The organism is Streptomyces sp. N35, assembly GCF_016464295.1.
GTDB lineage: Bacteria > Actinomycetota > Actinomycetes > Streptomycetales > Streptomycetaceae > Streptomyces.
Map to the genome: position 1 here is coordinate 1 of NZ_JAEIMH010000021.1, position 17,639 is coordinate 17,639.

Sequence of the window (17,639 nt, forward strand, 5' to 3'; positions counted from 1 at the left end):
AGCGCACCGACCTCCCCGCCGCCGTGCAGCAACTGCACAGCCTGCGGCGGGAGTCCGGCCTCCAGAAGGAGCGCGACGATCGCGGCGGTGGAGGCCGGGGCCTGCGGGGGCGCCTTGACCAAGGTGGTGTTGCCCGCGGCGAAGGACGCGCCGAGTTTGTGGGCCAGGAGGTTGGCGGGGGCGTTGAAAGGAGTGATGGCGAGGGTGATCCCGGCGGGTGCGCGGTAGGTGAGTGCGGTGTTGCCGACCCCTCGCTGCCAGCCCGCCACGGGCAGCATCTCGCCGCCGATCTGCCGTGCCTCGGCCGCGCATACGGAGAGGGTGTCCGCCACGCGGTCGATCTCGCCCCGCCCGTCCTTGACCGGCTTGCCCAGTTCCAGGGCGAGCAGCCGGGCCAGATCCTCCCGGTGGGCCAGGGCGGCGTGTGCGGCGCGGTCGAGGATCTGGGCACGTGCCGCGGGGGAGAGCGAAGCCACCGTACGAGCGGCGGTACGTGCGTAGCTGAGCGCGCGGTCGATGTCTTCGCCGGTCGCGGCGGTGGTCCTGCTGACCTCGCGACGGACGTACGGGCCGGTACGGGTGAGAACGCTGCCGTCGCCGCCCCAGCGGCCGGCGACATACGGTGGCGCCTCGGCGACCGCGGACTCCCGGCCTGCCTTGAGGAGCGAATCGAGCATGTGATCTCCCAGAAAACCGCTGAGTGGTACTGGTGGACTGCTCTGTGGTTCGGCCGGTAACGTACGGGCGCCAACTCCCTGTGGCAAGAGGAAAGTTCAGGGAAGTTGCCGCACCATCGCCGATGCCGAGGGAGTAGCCAGATGGACGAGACCGGGAACGAGCGGACGGACGAGGCGACCGGGGTGCGCAGTGTGCGCAGGGCGCTGGACATCCTGGGGCTGCTGACCGAGGACCGGCCGACGGTGTCGCTCCGCGAGATCGTCGAGGCGACCGGACTGGCCAAGACGACGGTGGTCCGCCTCGTGCAGACGCTGGAGCAGTGCGGACTGCTGTGGATCACTCCGGCCGGTTACACGGCGGGCCCCGGACTGTGGCGCTGGGCGCATCTCGCCCACACCAGCTGGGAACTCCCGGGCGATGCGCGCAAGGTGCTGCGCGAACTGGCCGAGGAGCAGCGCGAGACCGTCAACCTGTTCATGCTGCGCGGTCTGCACCGCGTGTGCGTGGCCCAGCAGGAGAGCCCGCAGCCACTGCGCCACGTGGTGCGGGTCGGCGACGAACTCCCGCTGTGGGCCGGCGCGTCCGCGAAGATCCTGCTCAGGGACGCCGCCGACGACCTGCTCCACCGGATCGCCGTCGCCTCCCCGCACGGTGAGGGCCATGCCCGGCAGCTGCGCGTCTGGGCGGACCTGGCGGCCGAGCGCGGGCACGCGGTCAGCCGCGGCGAACGCGACGAGGGCCTCACCGCGGTGGCCGTGCCGGTGCTCGGCCGCAGCGGCGCGGTGGTCGCCTCCCTCTCGCTCAGCGGTCCCAGCCACCGTTTCCCGGAGGCGGTCGTCGAACGGTTCGCGGAAGCACTCACCGTCGCCGCCCGGCGGATGTCCGAGCAGGGCTTCGACCACCCCCTCGACCCGATGAAGTGATCGTCTCCCTCCCTTCCCCCGCCAAGGAGCCGGCGTATGCCCGAACGGCCCGAACGACCGCTCTCAGGAATCCGCGTACTCGACCTCACCAACGTCCTCGCAGGGCCTTACTGCAGCTACCACCTGATGCTGCTCGGCGCCGAGGTCCTCAAGATCGAACAGCCGGGAAAGGGCGACCTCGCCCGCACCCTCGGCCCCGACCCCGACCTGAACAAGGAGGGCATCGGGGCCTCCTTCCTGGCCCAGAACTCCGGCAAGAAGTCCCTGGCGCTCGACCTCAAGGAACCTGAGGACCGGGCCGACTTCGAAGAGCTCGTACGCGGCGCCGACGTCCTCCTGGAGAACTTCCGCGCGGGCGTCATGGAACGCCTCGGATACGGCCCCGACCGGCTGCGCACGCTCAATCCGCGGCTGGTCAACTGTGCGGTCACCGGATTCGGGCAGACCGGACCGATGAGCACGGCCCCCGCCTACGACCAGATCATCCAGGGCCTGTCGGGAATGATGAGCATCACCGGGACCGCCGACACCGCGCCGCTGCGGGTCGGATTTCCCGTGTGCGACTCGCTCGGCGGGCTCGGTGCCGCGCTCGCCATCAGCGCGGCCCTGCTCGGCAGGGAACGCACCGGGCACGGGGTGCGCCTGGACGTGTCCATGCTGGAGGTCTCCCTGTCCGCGATGGGCTGGGCCGTGTCGAACTACCTGGTCAGCGGGGTGGATCCGGAGCCGATGGGCGACCAGAACGCGACCGCGGCACCGTCGGGCACCTTCGAGACCGCCGACGGAGGACTGAACATCGCGGCGAACCGGCAGGAGCAATTCCACACTCTGTGCCGCCTGTTGGGGCTGCCCGGTCTGGTGGACGACCCGAGGTTCGCGGAGCGGGAGGCGCGCAAGCACAACCGGGCCGCCCTCAACGCCGAACTTTCGGTGGCGCTGCGGCAGAAGACCGCCTACGAATGGGAGGAGATGCTCTCGGTGGCCGGTGTTCCCGCGGCCCGCGTCCTGACTGTTCCGGAGGCGGTGGAGCTGCCGCAGCTCGACCATCGTGGCTTCTTCACCGACCTGCCCTATCCGGACGGATCCGGCCGCTCGCTGCGGGCGAGCGGCAACGGGGTCCTCGTCGACGGGGAACCGCTGCGGCCCCATGCCCCGCCCCCGTTGCTCGACCAGCACGGTGAGGACCGCGCCGGTCTGATCTCCCGCTGGCGGGCACGTCCACCGCGGGCCGTTCCGGCGTTGGGCTCATGACCACCGGTCGCGATGGTGCGGCCGCACCCGCCGCACCCGCCGCACCCGCCACACCCGCCGCACCCGCCGCACCCGCCGAACGCGCCGAACGCGCCGAACGCGCCGAACGCGCCGAACGCGCCGAACGCGCCGAACGCGCCGAACGCGCGGAACCCGCCGCACCCAACGCACCCTCGGACGCCCTGGGCCCGCAGGACGGCCTCGTCGCCCAGTGGTGGGCCACCGGCGTCAGCCGCATCGAGCCCGGCATCGTCGAACTGCGCGGACATCCCGTACAGGACCTCATCGGGCGCACGTCGTTCGTCGAGGTGATCTGGCTGCTCCTGCGCGGCGAACTTCCCGGACCGGCCCAGGCGCGACTGCTCGAGGCGGCCCTCGTGGCCGGCGTCGACCACGGGCCGCAGGCCCCCTCCATCGCCGCCGCCCGGATGGCCGCGACCTGCGGCATCGGCCTCAACAGCGCCGTGGCCACCGGCGTGAACATGCTCGGCGACGTACACGGCGGAGCCGGACAGCAGTGTGTCCAGTTGCTCAGTGAGATCGCCGAACAAGGCGATGCGGAAGCGGAGTTCGAGGACACGGTCGAGCGCACCGTTGGTGCATGGCGGGCCCGGTCCCGCTACCTCCCCGGCTTCGGCCACCGCTTCCACCCGCACGACCCCCGGCGCGATCCGCTGCTCGCCCTCGTCGACCGGGCCGTGTCCGACGGCCTCGTCCGCGGGGCCCATCTGCGGGCGGCCCGCGCCGTGGAGCGGTACCTCAACCAGGGACGTACGGGAAAGAAGCCCGTGCCCATGAACATCGACGGTGCGACCGCGGTCATCTACGCCGAACTGGGCTTCGCCGCGCCCCTCGCCCGCGGTCTGTTCGTGCTCAGCCGCAGCGTCGGCATCCTCGCCCACGCCTGGGAGGAGACCGGTCAGGGGCGACGCAACAAGAGCCCCATGCCGCCGTCCATGATCCCGGTCCACCTGGCGGACCAGACTGACGCTTCCTGACCCTCCGGTCGGCAACCCCGGCGAAATGCCTCGGCCATACCTCTTGTCACCCGGCCCGACCCGTCTCTAACGTGACCCTTCGTCACGCGAAACCATCGCACGGAACTCGCAAACCATCTAGCGGACCAAGCGGGTGTTCTTCCACCCCGCGCCTTCGTACCTCCGCCATCTTGCGAGCGATCCCGTACCACTCCTCGTCATCGACCCGAGGGAACTGACCGATGGAAAGACGCAACTTCCTCCTCACCGCGGCGGGCAGCGCCACCGCTCTGCCCGCGCTCACATCAACCCGGGCCGCCGCGGCCCCCGGCGGCGACACGCTGGCGCTTCCCGTGCCCGGCCAGTCCGCCGCACTGGGCACGGCCGGCCGCAACTGGCCCAAGGTGGGCGGGGATTACGGCAACCAGAACTACTCGCCGCTCGCCCGGATCACCCAGCGGAACGTGGACCGGCTCGGCGGCGCCTGGCACATCAACCTGGAGGGCGGCTCCACTTCCGCGTACCAGCAGTGCACGATCGTCGTCCAGGGCGGCGTGCTGTACGTGGAGACCACCCAGCAGAACGTCTTCGCCGTCGACGGCCGCACCGGCAAGGTGCTCTGGAAGACCAACCTGGGCAGCGAGACCACCAACATGCGCGGTGTCGCCGTCGCCGAGGGCAAGGTCTTCACGATCTCCGGCGCCAACATCGTCTACGCCCTGGACCAGCGGACCGGAGCCGTCGTCTGGCAGAAGCCGCTGATCATCCCGGACAACGGCGGCGACGACGGCTGCGACAACGACAGCGGCCAGTGCGGCGGCAACAGCGGCGGCCTGGCCGGCGCGGTCGTGCACTACGACGGGCTCGTCTACATCGGCACCGAGGGCTCGACGGCCGGCGCCCGCGGGCGCGGCTACGCCCTCGACGCCAGGACCGGCGACGTGGTGTGGACGTTCTGGGGCCCGCCAGGACCGGGGGAGTACGGCCACGACACCTGGGAGGGCGAATCCTGGAAGACCGGCGGCGCCGTCCCCTGGATCCATCCGGCGGTCGACCCCGAACTCGGCCTGGTCTACTGGACGTTCGGCAACCCGTATCCCCGCACCGACGGGTCGAGCCGCGGTGGCGACAACCTCTTCGCCAACTCGATCGTCGCCATCGACGCGAAGACCGGCAAACGGCGCTGGCACTTCCAGTCCGTGCACCACGACATCTGGGACGCCGACAACGTCATGGCCCCGGTGCTCGCCGACCTCCTCATCGACGGCCGGAAGCGCAAGGTCGTCGTGTACGGGTCGAAGACCTGCTACTTCTACATCCTCGACCGCCGTACCGGAGAACCGGTTCACGGCATGGAGGAACGCAAGGTCCCCCAGCACGCCCTGCAGAAGACCTCGCCCACCCAGCCGTTCCCCGGCGGCGAACCCTTCGTCGAGCCGTACCCGCGCTTCGACAAGACGACGAAGCCGGTGCCGTTCTACCCGGCCGGCGGCCTGTACGACGTCTTCTGGGACCGGGCCACCATTCTCTTCCCGGGCGCCGGCGGCGGCGCGGACTGGGGCTTTCCCAGCTTCAGCCACAAGACCGGCTACGTGTACGTCGGCTACGGCCTGGTCAACTCCTCGTACTCCAACACCCGCGGCGGACGCGTCAACACCGCCCGCCCGCTGGGGGAGTTGTTCGGCGGCGGCCTCGTCGCGGTGGACCCGCGCACGAACACCGTCGCCTGGCGCAAGGAGGGCGACTGGTCCCTCGCCCACGGCAACGGCATCCTCTCCACCGCCGGCCGGCTGATCCTGCAGGGCCGCCCCGACGGCGTGCTCGAGGCGATGGATGACGCGAGCGGCAAGACGCTGTGGTCCTGGCAGTGCGGCGCCGGCGTCAACACCATCCCGGTCAGTTACGAGATCGACGGCGAGCAGTACATCGCGGTCCTGGCCGGCGGCAACGGGCTGCCGTTCCCCGACATCCCGCGCGGCGACCACCTGTGGGCGTTCAAACTCGGCGGAAAGGTCGAGCAGGCCCCGGCGCCGGTTCCGCCCTTGCGCCGCAACCAGATCCGCGCCGCGGCCGTCACCGGCGAGACCGCGAAGAACACCGTCACCCTCGGCCGGGTCTGGAGCACCCAGACCGGAGCGCCGGGCACGACCGAGAACACCGTCGCCCAGAACGCCATGGCCCCCCAGCACCTCAGCATCCCGGCCGGCACCACGGTCACCTTCACCAACCCCGCCGGCAATCAACTGGCCCACGGCGCGGTGGCGTTCTTCGACGCCGAGTTCGACACCGGCCTGCTGATGCCGGGCCAGTCCGCCACGTACACCTTCACGACCCCCGGCGAGTACTTCTACAACGACCCGGCCTTCCCCCAGTCCACCGGCAAGATCGTCGTCAAGTGAGAGGACCGACCGTGGCCATCAGCAGATCCCGCACCACCCTCACCGCTGTTGCGGCGGGCGTCGCCGTCGTCCTGACGATCCTGGCCGCACTGCTCACCGGAAGCCACCCGGCCACGGCTCAGCGGGAGGACCGGCCGAGCGGCGCCCAGGAACTCGGCGACCCCGACTACGGTGTCTGCCGCGGCACCAACCCGCGCTGCTACCACGACTGGGGCAACTTCGACCCGGCCACCGACGGCTACCGGGTCCTGCTGTACACCCGCACCGCAGGGCCCCGCCACGCCAACCTCGGACCGGCGCTCGGCAGCGGCCTCAACCCCGTACTCGCCGACACCAACGTCGTACAGAAGTCCGTCGTGGAGATGGGCAGGGCCAACGGGTTCGCCGTCGACTGGACCGAGGACGTCACCCAACTCGCCACGCCGTCCCGCCTGTTCCGCTACAACGCGGTGATCTTCTTCTCCACCAGCCGCGACACCCTCGACGACGCCGCGCAGACCTCACTGCGGCAGTACGTCCGTGGCGGCGGCGGCTTCGTCGGCATCCACAACGCGTTCGGCACCGAGTACAACTGGCCCTGGTACGAAGGACTGCTCGGCGGCGCCAACTTCTACGACCACAGCGCCAACCAGCCGGGCACCGTCGTCACCGAGCACCGCCATGACACCTCCACCAAGGACCTTCCGGCCCGCTGGGAGTTCACCGACGAGTGGTACAACCTCGTGCCCGCCCCCTCGAAGGTCCGCATCCTGGCCACCGTCGACGAGTCCACCCTGCCCAGGGGCGTCACCGGCAGCCAGGGCCACCCCGGTCACGGCAGGTCCCACCCGGTTGCCTGGTGCCAGTACTACGACGGAGGCCGCGCCTGGCTGACGACCCTCGGCCATGACGCCAAGTCCTTCTCCACCGACGGGAGTTTCGCCGGCGCGAAGGAGTTCCAGGGGCTCATCCTCGGCGGGATCGAGAGTGCCATGGGCAAGAAGCCGTTCTGCCGGGCCGCCTGAACCGCCGCCCTGTCCCGCACGCATGCCCGGAACACGCCCTGTCCCGCACGCATGCCCGGAACAACCGGGCAAGGAGGCCACTTTCATGACCAGCATCGACCGGCGCCGGCTGCTGCGCGGGGCCGCGGTGTCCGCCGTCACCGCCGCCGTGGCGACGGGAGCGCCCGCCGCCACGGCCACGGCAGCCGACCGTTCCGCTCGACGGCCGGCCCCGCCCCTGGGAGCGGCACAGCCGCTCGACGGCCGCCCCTTCCCCTCGTACGACTACACCCGTGCCAACAAACTGCCGCGGGAGATGACCGGGTACTGGGAGAAGTCCTTCGCCATCGGCGGCACGAGCCGGACCGCCAAGGTCTACCTCTCACCCGAGACGCCGATCCGCTCCTACTTCACGGTGCTCGCCGTTCCCGACGGCGTCGACACCGCCGAGTTCCTGCGGCGGTCGGGCTGGCGCGACACCGCCGACGAGCGCGAGGAGGGCCTGTTCGTCCTCGAACCGGGCGAGGACGGCTGGACGGACGCCGAGTCCGAACTCGCCTATGTCGAAGCGGCGATGGGCTTCTTCGAGTCCAACCGGTACTTCTCCCTCTTCGGCGAGCACTACCTCGTGGGCTACGGCTTCGGCGCAGCCCCTCTCGAAGCCTGGGCGGTCGCCCACCCGCTCCGGGTCATCGCCCAGGTCCACCTGAACTCCCGCGGGCTGCGCGAGACCTACCTGAACGCCTACGCCGGCGTCGAGTTCGACGGCCGGACCGCCCCCTCCTACACCACCGTGGTCTTTCCCGACGGGTTCCGCCGCATCCGCCACGACGAGACCGTCCTGCCGACCTGGTACATCGGCCCCGCGAACACCGCCGGGGCGAGCCTGTCCTACTGGAAGCGTGCGAACGACACCCTCCACCGCGGCGAGCGGGACGGGGCGTTCGGCACGGTGTACCGGCAGCGGCACGGCTCGGGCCGGTGGATGACCTCGCACGCGGGACCGATCTCCCAGGTCGCGGTCGAGCAGCGGCCGACCGACCCCGGCGCACCCCGCACGACCGACCGGATCGTCGCCTTCCTCACCCGCTACACCCGCTACGAGAACTTCTTCGCGTACGGGAATCAGCTCAACGAGCGCGCCGACTACAGGCGGCTCGGAGTCGAAGTCCGCACGATGACGGTCGAGGGCCAGGTACGGGAGTACCTCGTCCACGTGCCCCGCACCGCTCACAGGATCTGGCGCGGAAAGGCACCCGTGGTCTTCGTCTGGCCCGGCAACAGCCAGACCGACAAGGTCTTCATGGACGCGGCCGGGTGGTGGGAGGTCGCCGAGCGCGAAGGCTGCGTCGTCGTCACGGTGTGCGAGCAGTACAGCGCCACCTCGGTCTCGGTGAGCCACCGGGACTCCCTCGTCTTCTTCCGGCAGCTGCGCGAGGTGATGCTTCGCGAGTACCCCGTCGATCCCAGCCGGTTCTACTCCACCGGTCAGTCGGCCGGCAGCGGTGTGACCCAGACCTTCGCCGTCGCCTTCCCTGAGTACTTCGCCGCGGTCGCCTCCACGTCGTTCACCGTGGCACCCGACGCCACCGGCACGGTGGGCCTCGACGGAGTCGCCCACCCCGCCCGTAACCGGCCCATTCCCACCTGCCAGATCTATGGCTTCGGCGACCTCGCGTTTCTCGAGGGCGGTCTGTGGGACGGCATCGACAACCGGCTCGACACGTGGGCGCGTTACCACCTCGACGCGGGCGGCCTGGCCCTGGCCGACGTCGACACCGTCGACGGTGCGCGCAGCGGCTGGCAGGACCGCTACCAGACCTGGACCTGGCACGCCCCCGGCACCCAGGCACCTCTCGTCAGGCTCACGAAGAACAACTACCGCTCGCACAACACCATGCCCGAGGAGACCCCTCTGCTGTGGGAATTCCTCCGGCACTACCGCCACGAAGCCCGCTCCGATGGCACGGTGGCGCGCTACTACAGCGAGTCGGGCTTCCGCCGGAGGGGCGACGAGATCCGGCTCAGGTCCTGACGCCATCCGGTCGTGGCCAGGACGGCGAGCATCGGGTCCGGGTGTTGGGAATCGAGTCCAGGATGGGCAAGAAGCCGTTCCGCGGCGCACGGTGAACCACTGCGGGGATGTGCCCGACCCGAGGGCCGGGCACATCCCCGTATGACCTACGCGGCTCAGGCGACGGTGACGCGGTCCTCGGCCGAGGCGGCGGGGGCCGGTGCGCCGAGCAGTTCGGTGGGGACGGTACGGGTCTCGCGGGCGGTGAGCGCGCCCACGGCCGGCGGCACGCACAGGGCCGCGGTGAACAAGGCCACCGCGAACCAGTTGTCCCCGTCCGGACCCGCGATCTGCGCCGCGAACGTCACCGCGAACCCGGCGACCGCGAAGCCGATCTGCGTACCGATCGCCATCCCCGACAGGCGTACGCGGGTGGGGAACATCTCCCCGTAGAAGGAGGGCCACACCCCGTTGGCCGCGCTGTAGACGAGGCCGAAGGCAAGGATCCCGAGGAGGAACGAGAGCGGGTACGAACCCGTCGAGATCGCCCACAGGTAGCCGAACATCAACAGCGGGCTGCCGACCGCGCCCACCAGGAAGACGGGCCTGCGCCCGATCCGGTCGGCGAGACGGGCCCACAGCGGGATCGCGCCGAGGGCGACGACGTTGGCGAGTGCGCTCACCCAGAGCATGGCCGAGCGGTCCATGCCGACCGCGTCGCTCGTCGCGTAGGACAGGGCCCAGACGGTGAAGATCGTGCTGACCGAGGCGACCAGCGCGCAGGCGATCACCCGCAGGACATCGGCCCAGTGCTCGCGCAGCAGCACCGCGAGCGGGAGCTTGGCGGGCCCCTCGGAGGTGGCGGCCTGGCGGGAGAACTCCGGGGTCTCGTGCAGGGTGCGGCGGATCACGTAGCCGACGACGGCGACCACCGCGCTCAGCCAGAAGGGGACGCGCCAGCCCCACGACAGCAACTGGTCCTCGGGAAGCGTGGCGACCGCCAGGAAGGCCAGTGTGGCGAGGAGTTGACCGGCCTGGGTGCCGCTGAGGGTGAAGCTGGTGAAGTAGGCGCGGCGATCGGCCGGTGCGTGTTCGAGTGTCATGGAGCCCGCGCTCGCCTGCTCGCCGGCCGCCGAGATCCCCTGGAGCACCCGGCAGAGCACCAGGAGCACGGGGGCGAGAGTGCCGACCTGGTCGCGGGTGGGCAGACAGCCGATGGCGAAGGTCGCGAGCCCCATCAGGACCAGGGTGAAGACCATGATCTTCCGGCGTCCGAGGCGGTCGCCGATGTGGCCCAGGAAGAGGGCGCCTATCGGGCGGGCCGCATAGGCGACACCGAAGGTCGCAAGGGACAGCAGGGTGGCGGTGGCCGGGTCCGATTCGTCGAAGAACACGTGCGGGAAGACCAGGGCGGCGGCACTGCCGTAGATGAAGAAGTCGTAGTACTCGAGGGCGCTGCCGATCCAGGCGGCGAGCGCGGCCTTGCGCGGCTGGCTCTGCGGCGGCGGGGCGTCGGAGGACGGAGCGGGGACGACGTCGGTCAACGCGGACTCCTTGGGGAACTCCGGGCGGGCGGAGTGGCGGGGAGGAGGCGCCGGGTGCCGGGCGAGCGGTAACCGCGGCACCGGACCAGGCGAATTAACTCACCAGATGGTTAATAGCGAGTGGTTACGGATGTTGGGGTCCATGGCTTGCGGGTGTCAAGGGGTGTGCGCGGGTTGTTCGATACGGCGGTCAGCGGTCAGCGGTCAGCGGTCAGCGGTCAGTGATTGGAGGTCGGAGGTCGGCGGTCGCCGTGACTCGGCGCCGTCAGGTAGGCGATCACCATGTCGCCGAGCATCCTCCGGTAGCGCTCACGCTCCGTGGCCGCGGTCAGGTCGCGGCCGAACAGTGCTCCGAAGGTGTGGCGGTTGGACACGCGGAAGAAGCAGAACGAGCTGATCAGCGCGTGCAGATCCACCGCGTCCACATCCGCCGAGAACGCGCCCTGCGCGCGGCCCGCGTCCAGGATCCGCCGAAGCACGTCGATGGCCGGGGAGCTGAGGGAGCCCAGGGTCCGCGAGGCGGCGATGTGCTCGGCCTCGTGGATGTTCTCGATGCTGACCAGGCGGATGAAGTCCGGATGCACCTCGTGGTGGTCGAAGGTCAGCTCGGCGAGGCGGCGGATCGCGGCGACGGGGTCGAGGTGCTCGACGTCGAGATCCTGTTCCTTGCTGCGGATCTCCGTGTACGAGTGCTCCAGCACGGCGGTGAACAGCTGTTCCTTGCCACCGAAGTAGTAGTAGATCATCCGCTTCGTGGTGCGGGTGCGGGCGGCGATCTCGTCCACCCGCGCTCCGGTGTAGCCGGCGCGGGCGAACTCCTCGGTGGCCACCGCGAGGATCTCGGCCTTCGTGCGGGCCGCGTCACGGATGCGTGTCCCGCACCGGGCCGAAGGCTCCTCGGTGGTCGTCATCGCAATCCTCCATGCGGCTGGGACGTGCCTGGCGTCCGGTGATTGTAGGAGCCGGGCCGTGGTCGGCCGGATCCGTCAGGCCTCTTCCCTGAGCGGTCCGTCCTTGCTATTACTAACGAACCGTTTCGTACATTAGCTAGTGTGGAGGGCGCCCGTGCCCCGGCAGACGTACCTGATCGGCCTGATAGGCGCCGGAGTCGGCCCGTCGCTCAGCCCTGCCCTGCATGAGAGGGAAGCCGACCACCTCGGTCTGCGCTACCTCTACCGGCTGATCGACATCGACGTGCTCGAGCGGCCGGCCACCGCCGTGGGTGACCTCGTGCGCGCCGCGCGTGACCTCGGCTTCGACGGGCTGAACATCACTCACCCGTGCAAGCAGCACGTCATCGCGCACCTCGACGCGTTGTCCCCGCAGGCAGCAGAACTCGGCGCGGTGAACACCGTCGTCTTCGAGGACGGGCGCGCGATCGGCCACAACACGGACGTCACCGGGTTCGCCGCCGCTTTCACGCGCGGCCTGCCCGATGCGGCCATGGAACGGGTCGTGCTGCTCGGAGCCGGAGGAGCGGGGGCCGCGGTCGCCCACGCCCTGCTCACCCTCGGCACGGTCCGGCTCACCGTCGTGGACGCCGTACCGGAGCGGGCCGCCGCGCTCGCGGCCTCCCTCAACCTGCACTTCGGCGAGGCACGTGCGCGCTCCGCGCCGGCGGACACACTCGCCGCCCACGTCGCCGAGGCCGACGGAATCGTGCACGCCACGCCGACCGGCATGGCCGCCCACCCCGGACTGCCGCTGGCCGAAGAGCTGTTGCACCCCGGACTGTGGGTCGCGGACATCGTCTACCGACCGCTGGAGACCGCACTCATCCGCGCCGCGCGGGCGCGCGGCTGCGCGGTCCTGCACGGCGGCGGCATGGTCGTCTTCCAGGCCGTCGACGCGTTCCGCATCTTCACCGGCCGCGAGCCCGACGCCGACCGGATGCTCGCGCACTTCACCGAGATCACCGACCAGGAGACGGCCATGCGCACCGCGTACGGCGCATAGCCGGCGAGCGGAACGGCTGCCACCACCGCCTCGTACGCCCCGAAGGAGCCTGCCGTGCGCACATCCATCGCCACTGTTTCGCTGAGCGGTCCCCTCACCGAGAAGCTCACCGCCGCGGCCCGCGCCGGATTCGACGGTGTGGAGATCTTCGAGAACGACCTGCTCACCAGCCCGCTCACCCCGGAGGAGATCCGCACCCGCTGTGCGGACCTGGGCCTGACCATCGACCTCTACCAGCCGATGCGCGACATCGAGGCCGTGCCCGACGACGAGTTCGCCCGCAATCTGCGCCGCGCCGAGCACAAGTTCCGGCTCATGCGCAGGCTCGGTGCGGACACCGTCCTGGTCTGCTCCAGCGTCTCGCCGAACGCCGTCGACGACGACGCCCTCGCCGCCGCTCAGCTGCGTCAACTGGCAGGCCTCGCCTCGGAGTACGACATCCGCGTGGCGTACGAGGCGCTCGCCTGGGGGCGCCACGTGAACACCTATGACCACGCCTGGCGGATCGTCGAGGCCGCGGACCACCCGGCACTCGGGCTCTGCCTGGACAGCTTCCATATCCTCGCCCGCGGCAGCGACCCCAAGGCCATCGAGGACATCCCGGGCGAGAAGATCTACTTCCTGCAACTGGCCGACGCTCCGCAACTCGCCATGGACGTACTGCAGTGGAGCCGCCACTACCGCTGCTTCCCCGGCCAGGGCGGTCTCGACGTCGCCGGCTTCCTCGGGCATGTCCTGCGCGCCGGCTATGACGGGCCGCTCTCCCTCGAGATCTTCAACGACGTCTTCCGGCAGGCGGACGCGGCGACCACCGCCGTGGACGCGTTGCGCTCCCTCCTTGTGCTGCAGGAATCCACCGGCGTGCACGCATCACCGGCCCCCGTCGTGCCCACCGGCGTCGCCTTCGCCGAACTCGTCACCACCGACGTCGAACCGACCGCCGAACTCCTCACCGCCCTCGGCTTCACCCGCACCGGGCGCCACCACGGCAAACCCGTGGACCTGTGGGAGCAGGGCGAGGCCCGCATCCTCGTCAACACCGGGCCCGCCGCCCGCCGCGACGGGACCGTACTCGCCGCGCTGGGCCTGGAGTCTCCCGACCCGGCCGCCGCGGCACACCGCGCCGAGGCGCTGCTCGCCCCCGTGCTGCCGCGCCGCCGCACGCCCGGTGATGTCCCGCTGTCCTCGGTCGCGGCGCCCGACGGCACCGCACTCTTCTTCTGCGCCACCCGCCGCCCCGAACTCCCCAGCTGGACCGAAGACTTCGACCCCACCGGCCAGGAGGCCGACGGACACGGCATCCGCCACATCGACCATCTGGCCCTCACCCAGCCCTGGCACCAGTTCGACGAGGCCACCCTCTTCCACCGCGGCGTGCTCGGTCTCGACGCCCAGGACAGCGTCGACGTCGCCGACCCCTACGGCCTGCTCCGCAGCCGCGCCGTGAGTACGGCCGACGGCAGCGTCCGCATCGCCCTCGGCGTCGGCCCCGGGCCGGGCGACGACCTCGTCCGCCCCCAGCACATCGCCCTGGCCTGCGACGACCTGGTCACCACCGCCCGCCGCTTCAGCGAGGCCGGCGGACACCTGCTGTCGATCCCGGCCAACTATTACGAAGACTTGGCCGCCCGCTACGGACTGCCCGAGGAAGAGTGGTCGGTCTACCAGAAGCTGGGCATCCTCTACGACCGCGACGCGTACGGCACCCTGCGCCACTGCTATACGCGCACCGTCGGCCGCGTCTTCTTCGAACTCGTCCAGCGCGACGGGGGATACCGCGGCTACGGAGCGCCGAACGCGCCGGTACGACTGGCCGCCCAACGCGCGGCGGCGTACTGAACGGCCGGGTGCTCCGCGTCAGCCCGACTCTTCGTAGACCACCGACCAAGGCCGGGGCGGCCCGTCCGGTGGGCCGGCACGTTCGTCGCGGTGCAGGGCAGCCGTGCGGTCGCGGGCGAGTACCCCGGCCGCGAGTGCGGCGAAGTGGGGGGCTGCCGGGTGGGCTGACCGGCCGGCGGGCCAGGCCCCGGTCGTCCGCCGGACCAGCGGGCGGCCCGCCAACGGCCGCCAGACGACGCGCGGTTCCTTGCGTGCCACCGGCCCTTGGTCGAAGGCGACGCCGTGGCCGGCGTGCACCAGGGCCAGCAGGAACTCGGGGTTGGACGCGTGCCGGAGGCGACCGGGCACGAAGCCTTCGGCGCGGCAGGTGTCGAGGATCCGGTCGTACCAGCCGGAAGCCTGTGCGCGGGGAAAGAGCACCAGGTCGTGGCCGGACAGGTCGCCAAGGGCGATCTCGGGGAGCCGGGCCAGCGGGGAGGTACGGGGCAGGACGACACCGAGTTCCGCGCGCACTTGTGGGCCGAGGCGGAGTTCGGTGGTGTCCACGGGCTGGTGCACCAGGCCGACGTCGAGTCCGCCGGACGCGAGCAGCCGCAGCTGTTCCTCTGTGGTGATCTCCTGGAGATCGACGGTCAGGCCCGGGGATTGCTCCGCGCAGGCCGAGAGCAGCGAGGAGAGGGTCGCGACCGTGGTGTCGGGCGGAACTCCCGCGCGCAGTGCGCCCAGGCCGCCGTCCCCGGCGCGGCGGGCGATCGTCCGCAACCGCGCCTCACGGGCGAGGAGTTCACGCGCCTCGTCCAGCAGCACCATGCCGGCAGCGGTCAGCCGGACCTGGCGGTGTGTGCGGTCGAACAGGTCGGCGCCGAGGTCCTTCTCCAGCCTGCGTACCGCCTGACTGAGAGGCGGCTGGGCCATGCCAAGCTGGTCGGCGGCCCGGCTGAAGTGCAGCTCGTCGGCGACGACGACGAAGATACGCAGGTGGCGCAAGAGATCCACAGCCCGGCACCTTACGTGAGGAGCGAACCGATGGTCGAGAAACAGATCCGCGAGGTGTTCGCCGAGGCGGGCGCCGAGGGCGTGCTGCATGCGATCCCGGTCGGTGGCGTGCCGGACACCGCGGAGGTGGCCGTCGGCGCGGACGAGCCCGTCGTCATTGCCTCGATCTTCAAAGTGCTGCTGGTCCTGGAGTTCGCCCGGCAGGTGGCCGCCGGCCAGCTCGAGCCCCGTGAGCGGGTACGGGTCACGGCCGCCGACCGGCTCGGCGGCTGGGGGACTTCCGGCTGCGCGGACGACATCGAGGTGTCGCTGCGCGATCTCGCGTATTTCGCCCTCTCGGTGAGCGACAACTCGGCGGCGGATCTGCTCCTCGACCGGGTCGGCCTGGACACCGTTCAGCTCCTCGCCAAGGAACTCGGGCTCAACAAGACCCGGATCGTGGGTGGTCCCCGAGAGGTACTGGAGTCGATGCTGGCCGAGGTGGGCGCACGGGACGAAGCGGAGTTCGCCCACCGGTACCCGTCGTTGCCGGATGACCGCAAGAGACGGATGGGCGTACTCGATCCGCAGCGGACCAACTCCGCGACCCCTCGTGAGATCACCCGGCTTCTGCGTCTCGTCTGGTGTGACGAGGCAGGCCCGCCGGAAGCCTGCGCGCAGGTAAGGGAGTTGATGGCCCGCCAGGTGTTCCGGCACCGCCTGGTGTCCGGATTCCCCGACGAGGTGACGGTCGCCGCGAAGACCGGAACCCTGCCGGGTCTTCACATGGAGGCGGGGGTCGTCCGGTATCCGGATGGTGGGCGCTATGCGGTCTCCGTCTTCGCCCGTACGCGGGAGCTGACCGCATCACGGACGGCGGTGGACTCCGCGATCGGCGCCACGGCCAGGATTGCCGTCGATTTCCTTCGCGGCCAAGGCCTCTGACGTGCACTCATATGCGGATGCATATGACGACTCCGGGGTTTTGATCTTGGACGGCGAGGGTTGTCCCCTGCTCTCCTGAGGCCATGAACGACGACACAGGCGCCCAGCGCCCGCAGCGGAACATCCAGAAGTTCGGTCGGCGTACGGTGCTGCGCGGCGCCGCGCTCGGCGCGGCCGCCCCACTGATCCCCGCGACCGCCTCGGCGACCCCCGCTTCCGCGACCACCGCCTCCGCCTCCGCCTCCGCCTCCGCGACGACCGTCTCCGATGGAGCCAGGCGCGGGGCCCCGGCGGCCGGTTCGGCCTCGTTTCGCTGGCTGGGCACGTCCGGCTGGCGCATCGACGTCGACGGCCGGACGGTGCTCTTCGATCCCTACATCACCCGTTTCAAGACCGGCCTGTTCGACGGGGGCTTCAAGCCGGGCACCAAGCTGCGGTCCGACCCCGATCTCGTACGGGAGCACATCGGCCGTCCCGAGATCGTCCTGGTCAGCCACTCCCACTGGGACCACATCGCGGATGTGCCCCATATCGCCAAGACCACAGGTGCGCGGATTGTCGGCACCGAGACCACGTTCCATCTCCTGGTCGCGTTCGGCGTCGATCCGGAGCGGATCTCGGTGGTGAAGGGCGGCGAGATACTGGACTTCGGCGGGATCACCGTCGAGGTCGTATCGAGCCTGCACAGCCGCAACAAGCGGCACTCCTATTTCGCCCCGGGCACCCTGAACGCCCCGCCTGCCGCGGCCCCGAGGACCATCGGCGACCTGCCGGAGGGCGACACGCTCGCCTTCCAGGTGACCGCGGGAAGCGGAGGACCTTCGGCGTTCCTGATGGGCGCCAGCGACTTCGCCGAGCGGGCCGTGCAGGGACTCGGCCCCGATCTCGCGATGGTCGCGGTGCCGTCCAGCGCCGCCACCTCCCGCTACGTGCCCCGGCTGCTGCGGGCGCTGGGCCGGCCCGGCGTCGTCGTACCCGTGCACTGGGACAACTTCGAGGAGCCGCTCAGCGAACTCCCGCGCCGTGACCCGGCGATGGACCTGGGCGGGTTCGTCGCCCAGGTCCACCAGGAGAGTCCGACGAGCCGGATCGTCATCCCCGACTACCGCACCACGTACGGCGGGGACATGCGGCCGCGGACGCACTGACGAAGCA

14 protein-coding genes are annotated in these 17,639 nt (G+C 70.7%); 10 read left to right on the forward strand and 4 right to left on the reverse strand.

Going from position 1 to position 17,639, the window contains the following annotated elements; genetic code table 11:
• Positions 1 to 677, reverse strand: a 677-nt coding sequence (locus JAO81_RS13885) for an aldehyde dehydrogenase family protein (protein WP_199548138.1), incomplete at its 3' end; no start/stop codon positions are given.
• Between the two features lie 141 nt (positions 678 to 818).
• Between JAO81_RS13885 and JAO81_RS13890 the strand changes: the two genes are divergently transcribed.
• From JAO81_RS13890 to JAO81_RS13915, 6 genes are all read left to right on the forward strand, one after another.
• Positions 819 to 1,601, forward strand: a complete 783-nt coding sequence (locus tag JAO81_RS13890) for an IclR family transcriptional regulator (RefSeq protein WP_199548139.1) — start codon at positions 819 to 821, stop codon at positions 1,599 to 1,601.
• Positions 1,602 to 1,637: 36 nt separating this feature from the next.
• A complete protein-coding gene (locus JAO81_RS13895) occupies positions 1,638 to 2,852 on the forward strand; it encodes a CaiB/BaiF CoA-transferase family protein (RefSeq protein ID WP_199548140.1) in 1,215 nt (404 codons plus the stop codon).
• Positions 2,849 to 3,850, forward strand: coding sequence for a citryl-CoA lyase (locus JAO81_RS13900; protein WP_199548141.1), 1,002 nt, complete (start codon positions 2,849 to 2,851; stop codon positions 3,848 to 3,850). Before JAO81_RS13895 ends, JAO81_RS13900 begins: the two co-directional genes overlap by 4 nt.
• Positions 3,851 to 4,071: 221 nt before the next feature.
• A complete protein-coding gene (locus JAO81_RS13905; RefSeq protein ID WP_199548142.1) occupies positions 4,072 to 6,228 on the forward strand; it encodes a PQQ-binding-like beta-propeller repeat protein in 2,157 nt (718 codons plus the stop codon).
• Positions 6,229 to 6,239: 11 nt separating this feature from the next.
• Positions 6,240 to 7,232 carry a ThuA domain-containing protein gene (locus tag JAO81_RS42435; RefSeq protein ID WP_199548143.1) on the forward strand — a complete coding sequence of 331 codons (993 nt, stop codon included), beginning with the start codon at positions 6,240 to 6,242 and terminating at the stop codon, positions 7,230 to 7,232.
• Positions 7,233 to 7,317: 85 nt separating this feature from the next.
• Entirely contained in the window at positions 7,318 to 9,246 is a 1,929-nt protein-coding gene (locus tag JAO81_RS13915; RefSeq protein WP_199548144.1) for a PHB depolymerase family esterase, read from the forward strand.
• Positions 9,247 to 9,401: 155 nt separating this feature from the next.
• Here JAO81_RS13915 and JAO81_RS13920 read toward each other — a convergent pair whose 3' ends face one another.
• Together JAO81_RS13920 and JAO81_RS13925 are read right to left on the reverse strand one after the other, a co-directional pair.
• On the reverse strand, positions 9,402 to 10,769 hold the full coding sequence (locus JAO81_RS13920) for an MFS transporter (RefSeq protein WP_199548145.1): 1,368 nt from the start codon (positions 10,767 to 10,769) through the stop codon (positions 9,402 to 9,404).
• A 218-nt stretch (positions 10,770 to 10,987) separates the two neighbouring features.
• The gene (locus JAO81_RS13925) at positions 10,988 to 11,680 is read right to left on the reverse strand and encodes a TetR/AcrR family transcriptional regulator (protein WP_199548146.1); all 693 of its coding nucleotides are present in this window, start codon (positions 11,678 to 11,680) and stop codon (positions 10,988 to 10,990) included.
• A 154-nt stretch (positions 11,681 to 11,834) separates the two neighbouring features.
• On the opposite strand from JAO81_RS13925, the gene JAO81_RS13930 reads away from it, so the two are divergent.
• Together JAO81_RS13930 and JAO81_RS13935 are read left to right on the forward strand one after the other, a co-directional pair.
• Complete coding sequence (locus JAO81_RS13930) at positions 11,835 to 12,725, forward strand: shikimate dehydrogenase (RefSeq protein WP_199548147.1); 891 nt, start codon at positions 11,835 to 11,837, stop codon at positions 12,723 to 12,725.
• Positions 12,726 to 12,779: 54 nt separating this feature from the next.
• Positions 12,780 to 14,564, forward strand: a complete 1,785-nt coding sequence (locus JAO81_RS13935) for a bifunctional sugar phosphate isomerase/epimerase/4-hydroxyphenylpyruvate dioxygenase family protein (protein WP_199548148.1) — start codon at positions 12,780 to 12,782, stop codon at positions 14,562 to 14,564.
• Between the two features lie 18 nt (positions 14,565 to 14,582).
• On the opposite strand, the gene JAO81_RS13940 is transcribed toward JAO81_RS13935, so the two are convergent.
• Positions 14,583 to 15,551 carry a LysR family transcriptional regulator gene (locus JAO81_RS13940; protein ID WP_199548232.1) on the reverse strand — a complete coding sequence of 323 codons (969 nt, stop codon included), beginning with the start codon at positions 15,549 to 15,551 and terminating at the stop codon, positions 14,583 to 14,585.
• Positions 15,552 to 15,590: 39 nt separating this feature from the next.
• Between JAO81_RS13940 and JAO81_RS13945 the strand changes: the two genes are divergently transcribed.
• Both JAO81_RS13945 and JAO81_RS13950 read left to right on the forward strand, forming a co-directional pair.
• Positions 15,591 to 16,484: a serine hydrolase gene (locus tag JAO81_RS13945; RefSeq protein ID WP_199548149.1), complete on the forward strand. Its 894-nt coding sequence runs from the start codon at positions 15,591 to 15,593 to the stop codon at positions 16,482 to 16,484.
• 83 nt (positions 16,485 to 16,567) lie between these two features.
• Complete coding sequence (locus JAO81_RS13950) at positions 16,568 to 17,632, forward strand: MBL fold metallo-hydrolase (RefSeq protein WP_199548150.1); 1,065 nt, start codon at positions 16,568 to 16,570, stop codon at positions 17,630 to 17,632.
• Positions 17,633 to 17,639: the final 7 nt, after the last annotated feature.